This is a genomic window from Mucilaginibacter sp. (assembly GCF_964263795.1).
GTDB lineage: Bacteria > Bacteroidota > Bacteroidia > Sphingobacteriales > Sphingobacteriaceae > Mucilaginibacter.
The window spans coordinates 38,480-48,545 of the sequence record NZ_CAXVWK010000045.1 but is presented as its reverse complement, the minus strand read 5'-3'; the positions used below and the strand labels follow the sequence as shown (position 1 = coordinate 48,545).

Sequence of the window (10,066 nt, the reverse complement as noted above, 5' to 3'; positions counted from 1 at the left end):
ATTGATGTACAGGTTTTAAACGGCGGACTAAAAGCCGCTACCGACGCTGGGGTGGCATTAAGCACCGATCAACCGATCTCTGCAACCGTTACGCCCTATCCTATACCGGCAGCGTACCGCAATACGGCCGATATTGAAGAGGTTAAAGCCGCCGTTGATGACAAAGGCCGCCTGGTGATTGATGTACGAGAGGAAGCGCGCTACAACGGCCATACCGAACCGCTCGACCTGCTGGCCGGCCACATACCCGGCGCAGCAAATCTATTCTATCAAAACAGCCTTTCGCCCGAAGGCAAATACCTTACTTCGCAAGCTTTGGCTACCCTTTATAATGAAAAGTTAGGAGATATTGAAGCTAAAGACATTATTGTGCACTGCGGATCTGGCGTTACCGCATGCCATACCTTACTCGGCATGGCGCATGCCGGCATTACCGGCGCAAAACTATATGTAGGATCATGGAGCGAATGGAGCCGACGCGGCCTGCCTATTGCTAACGAAACCAACGGGCTTTAACATCCGGATTTAAAGGCTACATCAATTATTGTTAAAGACCAACGGGGTTCTTCCTAAAACTACCACTAGGCAAACTTCATGGTGTTTAAAGCGTTAGCTCATTGTGAAAACATACGCATTAAAGTTAAAACAAAATATCCCGATCGGTCTGGATAAGGCCTGGGACTTTTTTTCTTCGCCACTAAACCTGGCTAAGATCACCCCGTCGGATATGAACTTCGTTGTAACATCAGATTATAGCGAGAATACAAAAATGTACGCCGGTATGATCATCACTTACAAGATCACGCCGCTGTTTGGCATTAAAATGAATTGGATGACAGAGATCACCCATGTGCAGGACCATGAATATTTTGTGGATGAACAGCGTTTTGGCCCTTACGCGTTATGGCACCACCAGCATCACTTTAAAGAGATTGAAGGCGGGGTAGAAATGACCGATCTGCTGCATTACGCTGTTGGTTATGGAGTTATAGGCCGCCTGGGCAATACAGTACTGGTTGGTAAGCAGATAAAAAAGATCTTTGATTACCGGGTGAAGGCTATAGACGATTTGTTTGGGAAATACCCGGCGAAATAGTTTAAGCCAGGCGTTGCTGTACTATTAAATTTTTAATACCGCCTGCATTGATACGCCGGAACCTACCCCCGAATTGTAACCCCTGAAGGTGTAAAAGCCGTTGGCAAATAACGAGAACCTGCGGGTAAACGAGTGGCCAAAACCAAGACCTGCTTTGGTAAAAGAAAAATCGCGGTTGATACTAAGGTTTTGGCTGAATGATTTATCACGGCTTGAAGATGACTGCCCGCCAATTTCGGCGGTGATCTGGTTACGGCCCGGTATTGGTGTACCCAGCGTTGCCGAATAAATGAACACATTAGGTCCCTGGTAATCAAAAAAGCGTCGGTAGCCTGCTTCCAGGTTATAATAGCCTTTAAACTTTCCGCTTAACCCACCCGAGTACATCAGCTTAACCTCAGATCCGTAAGTACCATAACCCAGTGCAACGGCCTTGTTGCTGTTGTTATACAATGGCGCAATGCCAGATACTTGCACCGACAGGTAACTGTTATAATTAAAGTTGACAAGCGCATAGCTTAGCCCTACCTGCAAATCGCCCAGACCTGAGCTTGCTTGTGAAATAATGCCATTCGCAGTTGCGAATTTGCTGGTTTGAAATGGTGCAGATAAATTCACCAGCAAATCCATGCGGCGGGTAAGCCCGTAGCCCAGGTACAAACCAAAAGCATAAGAGTTAAAGCCCGAACCGTTTGCGCCTGCAATACGCTTACCATCGCGGTTGTAGGTATCTTTAGATGAATAATAGCTGAACGAGGGTACCACAATGCTGCGGTATTTCCCAATAGGGAAACCGGCAAATGCCTGCTGCCAGGCCGACCCGATAATTATGAAAGTGAGTAGAGCAATATAAATTTTTCTCATAGGTAAAGGATGTTATGGGATCCGGAATTTTTCGCGCAACCAGTTGTTTTGAAATGTAAAGTAGTCGAAGTTTACCTCATGGGTTGAATTAGGTACGCTTATCCATTCCTTCTCGCTTGGCTTTGTTCCTAAATGATTGTACATGGCCAGGCTACAGCGCGGCGGGCAAAACTGATCCAGCAACCCTACCCCCATCAGCACCGGGCACTTAATAAGGGGTGCAAAATTCTGCGGGTCGTAATAATCAAATAGTTTAAAGAATTTGTCCCAGGTAAAATCCGGATGCGCGCGGTTATAGTTTCGGAATTGTTTAAAAGGGAAAACCTGCTCATCGTAAAACGATGAGATATGCCACGAATCGCGTATATCTGCGTAAAGCGGTACCTGTACAGTGAGCACCTTTACCCTTTTATCCAACGCGGCGGTTGCAATGGCCAAAGCGGCACCCTGGCTGCCCGCTTCAATATAAATGCGCGACGTATCAATCCCCAAACTCCTGTGGGACATTAAAAAATCCATTCCCCGCACACAATCCATGTAAATGCCCCGATAAATATATTTATTACGGTTCTCGATATTGACAAGACAGTACGTCTCTGTACCAACCGAGATCTCGTCGCGTGCATTGCCGTTACCGCGTACGTTAAGATCAAAAGCGATAAAATCGTCGTTATCCATATTCGGTTTAAGGGCCACTACGTAACCCGGCAAGCGTAAATGTACAGGCAACTTTTTAGCGTTATAAGTAGGTATAACCAGCCAACCCCGTATCAGCACATTCTCATATGACCGCATTTCTACCAAATAAACTTTTTTAGCTTTTGTTGACAAGTCTTTACGGAACGTAACCTTGTAATTAGGGGCAACCTTGGCAAGGGTATCTAATGTGCCTTTCCAAAACGCATCAAAATCTGGCGGGCGGTGTAACTGGGTCACTATCTTTTCGGGGCTTACACCAAATACCTTTTTTATGGTATCGTCATAAGTGGTGGTATTTACAATAAAATGCAAGCGGTAAAATCCAGCTGTTTTTTTAGGGATGCTTACATTATAAGTTCCGGTAGAATTTTTGGTTAAATGCACCGGCAACGAATTGGTAGAGATCTTAGTAAAATCGTCTGTTAACACATTGTAGGTAAGCTTACCATCCTGGGTTTCTTTATAAGTACTTTTGATTTTAAGCTTATACTCAACGTTTTCGTCGTCTTTAAAAATCGCATTTTTATTGGCAGGCTTTACCTCAATGGTTACCTCACCATCATCGTCTTTGTTATCCTGGGGATACGCGCTGAAACCGCCTGCTAGCAATATGGTTGCGGTAATTAAGTAAAGTTTTATCGTCCGTAGTGAATGCATTTTATCGTAATCCTGTTTAACGGTTATTGCCCGGTTATGGTTGTTGTGCGTTTTGCCTTGATCAAAAAATCCGATTTACGTATGTAATGGTTCAGCGGTTCTTCTATCAGCTTAAATAAAAGAATAGATACCGCATTTAAGATCACGAAGGCATACAATACGTTCAAGCTATCATACTGGAAGGGTGAGTTCCAGTCTACCCCCAACTTATCATAAATTTCAAATACGTAATCGTTAAGCCAGTTAAACCCAAAGTGTAAAAAATCGTACATATAGCCCAGGTGTATCAGGTAAAATATATACGAGCTTTTGCCCAGCAGCTCAACAAATTTGTTAGAGAGTAGTTTTTTAAGCAGTGTGGTTTCGGTTAGTAATCCATAAAAAAACAACGCTATTGCCATTGCAAGCAAATAGTTGTTGGTGATTATACCAACCGGGTGGTGCAGGCCGGCAATCTCACCCTTGGGTATTGGCAATACGCTCATGATACCAACACATACAAATATAAGCACGAAGCCCAGATAGGTGAACCCGGTTTTGGCATCACCGGTAAGTGTTTTATTTTTTACGATAAGCGCCAGTTGAATGCCTGCGAAAAATTCAAAGCAGCGGCCCAAAAAGGTGTACAGCATCATGAAAGTGAAGTTGCCGAAAAAGCCGTACCAGTTAACGTTTCTGAAAAGCAGCACCAGCAAAACCCCAAATCCGGTTATAACGATGGGCTGGATGTAGAATTTTTTATAACGCTGTGCAAAGTAAAATATGAACGGCGCCGAAAAGTAAAAAAGCTCCTCGACGGTAAGGCTCCACCCCTGTGCGATACCGGTAAATTTTAGCTGATCAAAAAAACCGCGGACAAAAGTTATATGCATTAAAAATAAACCAATAGGGTGCTGATAGCCGTTAGTAATTTTTTGATCGCCGGTGAAGTAAAAGCTGATGAACGCACCTGCGGTAAGTAAAAAATACATGGGGTAAATACGCGCAACCCGGTTTTTTAAATATTGCCCGAACCAGTCGCCGGTGAGTTTGAAACTATCGAAATAACGGAAAGCAATTAAAAACCCGGACAGGACGAAGAAGATAGTAACCCCAATATGAAATTCGTTAAGAAAACGTTGCACAGCATGGGGAAAGTTCTCATCAAAAGTGTAAGCATAGTGCGATATAAATACAAGGTATGCAGCCAGCGCGCGCACGCCCGTTAGGGCTGGTATATAGTTAAGCAAAGGTTTTTGCGCCAAAACAATATCAGTAATTAAACAGCCTAAGATAAATTATTATAGAGAGGGATGCAAAAGTTGAGCCAAGAGCCGCTTTTGTTGCTAGAGGATAGCGCAGGGATAGGAACTCTCCTTTTTAGATGCAGAGCTGTCTTATAAAAGATTGCATGATCCTTCCCATCACAACTTAATGAATCACTAATTACAAGGCACTGCCCTGCACTATCCCCCGGTTAAGGATCTGCTGATCGATGTAGAATTGGATCTCCGATTTCTTCAAACCCCAGTTAGGGGCGATGAGTAGCTCGCGGTCGCTTAGCCCAAAAAGGCGTTGTATCACAATGTCTTCACGCACCAGCGGCAGCAGCTCGCATAAAAAGTCGGCATACTCCGGCAGGCTGAACAATTTAAATGGATCGCGTTTATATTTAACACCCATTACGCTACCTTCAACAATATGCAAGTGATGAAATTTTACAAATTTGATTTGTGCATGGCGATTAATTTCATCAGCGTACTTCAGCATCATTTCCTTGCTCTCCCACGGGAAACCAAAGATGGTATGTACGCAAACATCCAGTTTAGTATTTTCGGTAAGGGCAAGTGCGCTGATCAGTTCCTCATGACTGCAGCCCCGGTTAATTTGGTTTAGGGTTTCATTGTAGATACTTTCCATACCCATTTCCAGGTCTACATCAAAACGATCCGTATAACTTTCTAATAAGGCTATCTTTTCCGCGTCGATACAATCCGGGCGGGTGCCAACACTTAATCCTACAATGTTTTCGGTATTGATGCTCAAAGCCTCGTCGTACAGCATTTTTAAATAATGCGCCGGCGCGTACGTATTGGTATTGGGTTGAAAGTATATAATAAACTTATCGGCCTTATTACCTTTAATAGCACGCTCCATACCTTCTTCAACCTGCTGGCGCAGCGTTGGGGCGTTACGACTAACCGATGGTGTAAAAGAATCTACATTACAATAGGTACAGCCGCCGTAGCCTTTGCTGCCGTCACGGTTGGGGCAGGTAAAGCCACCATCTACAATAACCTTAAAAACGCGGTGGCCTTTGTACTTGTTTTTAAGCCAGGCCCCATAGTTGTTGTAACCCTTGTAGCTTTGCAGCTGCGTTTTATCTAAAATTAAATCTTCCAAACCCTGTAACGTTTACCCTGTATTTTTCGTTATTACCTTACAAAGGTACGATTTTTAAAAACATGGGCACTAAATGCTGCTTTACGCTGCGAAAGTTTCAATCAGGAATAACACTTGGTTTATTTATAGCTAAAAATGCGTAGAAGTACGTATTGCAAATGACTAAAATAAAATCAAACTTTGTAAACATCTATATATTGTATTAAAGCTTTGATGTTAACGCAATAACTATTTATCTTAGAAAGACACGATATGGCGCTATTTACTACTATTAATATAAGGGACTTCGACGAAGCCGGTGCAGTTAAAAAGAACGTTAAATTAGGTGACAAAATCTATACTGGCGATGACCAGGCTTACATGGTTCAAAGCATTCTTAACAAGTATAACTTGTATGCTGCACAACGTACCATTGATGTTGCCGGTAAAAATGTTCATGAGTTTACTATCCGTTTAAGGCCGGTTGAACAAATAGACTTTATGCCAACGATACAAATAGATCATTTGTTGCAGCCACACTATGAGGTTGAACTGGCAAGTTAACAGATAACCGGAAATATTTTAAAACCATACAACTAACCGTTGTATGGTTTTTTTATGCGTTTTAAACAACGGCCTAAACTATAGTTTCCGCGTTTACTGCCATGGTTTAACGGTTTATCCTTTACCTGCCTCATCTTTTTATCTTCTAAAATGGCCGGTACAGCTAAAATATCTGTCGGGAGATCACTGTAGGCTTGAGGTATCCATTCCGGCTTTGTAATTGGCTTATTGTCCATGTACTAAATTAACATTTATAAGTAGCCTCCCATAGTCGGTATTTCTTATGCATGCATAGTTATTCAAAATAATTAGCTTTGTACTTTTACCCATTATACGCCCTTTATGGAAAGCATTGCTCCTTACCAATCTAAGTACAAAATCCGCTTTGTAACTGCAGCATCGCTGTTTGACGGGCACGACGCTACCATAAATATTATGCGCCGCATTTTACAAAGCACCGGTGCCGAAGTAATTCACCTGGGCCATAACCGTAGTGTTGATGAGATTGTAAATTGCGCAATACAAGAGGATGTGCAGGGCATAGCACTTACCAGCTACCAGGGCGGCCACGTAGAATACTTTAAGTATATGCATGATCTGCTGGCCGAACGTGGCGCCGGCCATATTAAAATTTTTGGTGGCGGCGGCGGCGTATTCCTTCCGCAGGAAATCGCCGAACTACAGGCTTATGGAATCAGCAAGATCTACTCGCCCGATGACGGCCGCACCATGGGCCTGCAGGGCATGATCAACAATATGATGCAGCAATGTGATTTTCTTACGCCGGGCATCACGAATGAAGAAAGCTTATTTAATAACGAAGAAACAGGAAGTATCGAAGTTAGCGATAAAGGAACAATCGCCAGGTGGATAACGGCTGCCGAATTAGGCAATCCAAAACCACTCACTGCTCACCAAACTCAAATCAGCACACCTGTGCTCGGTATTACCGGTACGGGCGGCTCGGGAAAATCAAGCCTGGTAGATGAAATTGTGCGCCGGTATTTAATGGAGACCGATAAAACGCTGGCCATTATTTCTGTCGATCCAAGTAAACGTAAAACGGGCGGCGCCTTACTGGGCGACAGGATACGCATGAATGCGATAAATAACCCGCGTGTTTATATGCGTTCGTTAGCCACACGCCAGGCAAATCTTGCACTTAGCAAGCATGTGCAGGAGGCCATTGATATTTGTAAAGCTGCAGGGTACGACATGGTAATTGTAGAGACCAGCGGCATTGGACAGTCGGACACGATGATTACCGATTACTGCGACCTGTCACTTTATGTAATGACACCGGAATTTGGTGCTGCCACACAATTAGAAAAAATTGACATGCTGGATTTTGCAGATCTGGTAGCACTTAACAAATTCGATAAGCGCGGTGCTTTAGATGCCCTGCGCGATGTGCGCAAACAATACAAGCGTAACCACATGCTTTTTGAGGCAAAGGACGATGACCTGCCGGTATATGGCACCATGGCTTCGCAATTCAATGACCCGGGCATGAACACGTTGTTTACCGCCTTGATGAAAACCATTAAGGATAAAACAGGTGTTGACCTGTTTGAAGGAAAAACTGAAAGGCTGACTGTGGCAGATGGCGAATCGGAGAAGATTTATATCATCCCACCTGATAGGATAAGATATTTGGCAGAGATCGCTGAAAGCAGCGCCGCATACACCGATTGGGTAAACGGGCAATGCAAAATAGCGCAGCAAATGTTCAACATAAGGGGTACCATCAGCTTTACCCAAACACTCTCAAAAGAAAATAGCTTTACGGAAGGATTGGAAGAGATCTACCAGAACCTGGAGGATCATTTACATGCCGATTGTAAACGCCTTTTGAAAGAATGGCCGGAGACGGTTGCCAAATATAAAGCCGAAAACTTTATTTACAAGGTACGCGATAAAGAGATCAAACAACCTTTATACTATACCTCATTGTCGCAACTGAAGGTGCCCAAAATCTCGCTGCCTAAATACGAAGCCTGGGGCGATGTGTTGCGTTGGTTACTTACCGAGAACTTACCTGGCGAATTTCCTTATGCCGCCGGTGTATTCCCGTTAAAGCGTGAGGGAGAAGACCCCACCCGGATGTTTGCCGGCGAGGGTGGCCCCGAACGTACGAATAAGCGTTTCCATTATGTATCGCTTGGGCAACCCGCACACAGGTTGTCTACCGCGTTCGATTCGGTGACGCTATACGGAGAAGACCCGCACGTGCGCCCGGATATTTACGGCAAAATAGGTAATTCCGGTGTGAGCATTGCTACACTGGATGATGCTAAAAAATTGTATTCGGGTTTCGACTTATGCCATGCCAGCACATCCGTATCCATGACCATAAACGGCCCGGCGCCAATGCTGCTCGGCTTTTTCATGAACGCCGCTATTGACCAGCAATGCGAGCGCTATATCACCGAAAATAAATTAGCGCATTTAGTTGAAGCCGCTTATCAAACGGTTTATGATCAACACAATATTAGCCGCCCGCAATACCAGGGAGGGGCGTTACCAACTGGCAACAGCGGCCTCGGCTTAATGCTCCTTGGTTTAACCGGCGACCAGGTGCTACCTGCTGATGTTTATGAAAAGATAAGAGCATATGCTATTGCTACCGTCCGTGGAACCGTTCAGGCGGATATACTAAAGGAAGACCAGGCGCAAAATACCTGTATTTTCAGTACCGAATTTGCCTTACGGATGATGGGCGATATCCAGCAATATTTTATCGATCAAAAGGTGCTCAATTTTTATTCGGTATCTATATCCGGCTATCATATTGCCGAGGCAGGCGCCAACCCTATAACGCAATTAGCCTTTACACTAAGCAATGGCTTTACTTATGTAGAATATTACCTGAGCCGGGGGATGAACATTGATGACTTTGCACCTAACCTGTCATTCTTTTTCAGTAATGGTATCGATCCGGAATATTCGGTTATCGGCCGTGTGGCAAGGCGTATATGGGCAAAGGCTATTAAAAATAAGTATAAAGGTAACGACCGTTCGCAGAAGCTTAAATATCACATCCAAACCAGCGGCCGCTCGCTGCATGCGCAGGAAATTGATTTCAATGACATTCGTACCACCCTGCAGGCATTGTATGCCATTTATGATAACTGCAACTCGCTGCATACCAATGCTTACGACGAGGCCATCACCACCCCTACCGAAGAATCGGTACGAAGGGCCATGGCAATCCAGCTGATCATTAACCGCGAGTTAGGGCTGGCTAAAAACGAAAACCCTATCCAGGGTGCATTTATTATTGAGGAACTAACTGACCTGGTTGAGCAGGCCGTGCTTACAGAATTTAAGGCAATAAATGATCGTGGCGGGGTGCTGGGCGCAATGGAAACTATGTATCAGCGCAGCAAGATCCAGGAAGAATCTCTTTACTACGAAACACTTAAGCACACCGGCGAATATCCGATTATTGGTGTAAACACTTTCCTGAATAAAAAAGGTTCGCCTACTATTGTTCCGTCAGAAGTGATCAGGGCTACCGAAGAAGAGAAACAATTCCAGATAGCCGCGCTGCATTCCTTCCAGATGCGTAATCAGGACCGTGCGCCGGCACTTTTAAAAGAGTTGCAGTTGCGCGCCATTGCCGGTGATAATATATTCGAAAGCTTGATGCATGCCTGTAAATATTGCAGCCTGGGCCAAATAAGCAACGCCCTTTACCAGGTAGGCGGCCAATACCGCCGAAATATGTAGCAAACGCATTTATGCCGTTATATTATATCAATACAAAGGGTGCTTAGGCACCCTTTGTATTGCCACACGTTTATCATGCGCTCAAGGTATAAT

General features: G+C 44.3%; 9 protein-coding genes. 4 read left to right on the top strand and 5 right to left on the bottom strand.

Annotated elements, in window-relative coordinates; genetic code table 11:
* On the top strand, positions 1-516 hold a 516-nt coding region (locus ACE5CV_RS08375), incomplete at its 5' end, for a sulfurtransferase (RefSeq protein ID WP_374949718.1).
* Positions 517-619: 103 nt separating this feature from the next.
* Positions 620-1,096 (top strand): hypothetical protein, encoded by a 477-nt coding sequence (locus ACE5CV_RS08370; RefSeq protein WP_374949717.1) that lies wholly within the window; start codon positions 620-622, stop codon positions 1,094-1,096.
* Between the two features lie 24 nt (positions 1,097-1,120).
* On the opposite strand, the gene ACE5CV_RS08365 is transcribed toward ACE5CV_RS08370, so the two are convergent.
* The 4 genes from ACE5CV_RS08365 to ACE5CV_RS08350 form a co-directional block, all read right to left on the bottom strand.
* Complete coding sequence (locus tag ACE5CV_RS08365; RefSeq protein WP_374949716.1) at positions 1,121-1,960, bottom strand: hypothetical protein; 840 nt, start codon at positions 1,958-1,960, stop codon at positions 1,121-1,123.
* Positions 1,961-1,972: 12 nt separating this feature from the next.
* A complete protein-coding gene (locus ACE5CV_RS08360; protein WP_374949715.1) occupies positions 1,973-3,316 on the bottom strand; it encodes an acetylxylan esterase in 1,344 nt (447 codons plus the stop codon).
* A 23-nt stretch (positions 3,317-3,339) separates the two neighbouring features.
* The gene (locus ACE5CV_RS08355; RefSeq protein ID WP_374949714.1) at positions 3,340-4,560 is read right to left on the bottom strand and encodes an acyltransferase family protein; all 1,221 of its coding nucleotides are present in this window, start codon (positions 4,558-4,560) and stop codon (positions 3,340-3,342) included.
* Between the two features lie 181 nt (positions 4,561-4,741).
* A complete protein-coding gene (locus ACE5CV_RS08350; RefSeq protein ID WP_374949713.1) occupies positions 4,742-5,698 on the bottom strand; it encodes a TIGR01212 family radical SAM protein in 957 nt (318 codons plus the stop codon).
* A 252-nt stretch (positions 5,699-5,950) separates the two neighbouring features.
* Here ACE5CV_RS08350 and ACE5CV_RS08345 point away from each other — a divergent pair, with 252 nt between their 5' ends.
* On the top strand, positions 5,951-6,241 hold the full coding sequence (locus ACE5CV_RS08345) for a hypothetical protein (protein ID WP_374949712.1): 291 nt from the start codon (positions 5,951-5,953) through the stop codon (positions 6,239-6,241).
* Between the two features lie 32 nt (positions 6,242-6,273).
* On the opposite strand, the gene ACE5CV_RS08340 is transcribed toward ACE5CV_RS08345, so the two are convergent.
* Entirely contained in the window at positions 6,274-6,477 is a 204-nt protein-coding gene (locus ACE5CV_RS08340) for a hypothetical protein (RefSeq protein ID WP_374949711.1), read from the bottom strand.
* Positions 6,478-6,583: 106 nt separating this feature from the next.
* Here ACE5CV_RS08340 and ACE5CV_RS08335 point away from each other — a divergent pair, with 106 nt between their 5' ends.
* Complete coding sequence (locus tag ACE5CV_RS08335; protein ID WP_374949710.1) at positions 6,584-9,973, top strand: methylmalonyl-CoA mutase family protein; 3,390 nt, start codon at positions 6,584-6,586, stop codon at positions 9,971-9,973.
* The last annotated feature ends 93 nt before the right edge of the window (positions 9,974-10,066 follow it).

Coding starts and splice junctions, on each gene's coding strand:
- ACE5CV_RS08365 (WP_374949716.1), bottom strand. CDS start 1,960: ATGAGAAAAATTTATATTGCTCTACTCACTTTCATAATTATCGGGTCG.
- ACE5CV_RS08360 (WP_374949715.1), bottom strand. CDS start 3,316: ATGCATTCACTACGGACGATAAAACTTTACTTAATTACCGCAACCATA.
- ACE5CV_RS08345 (WP_374949712.1), top strand. CDS start 5,951: ATGGCGCTATTTACTACTATTAATATAAGGGACTTCGACGAAGCCGGT.
- ACE5CV_RS08340 (WP_374949711.1), bottom strand. CDS start 6,477: ATGGACAATAAGCCAATTACAAAGCCGGAATGGATACCTCAAGCCTAC.
- ACE5CV_RS08335 (WP_374949710.1), top strand. CDS start 6,584: ATGGAAAGCATTGCTCCTTACCAATCTAAGTACAAAATCCGCTTTGTA.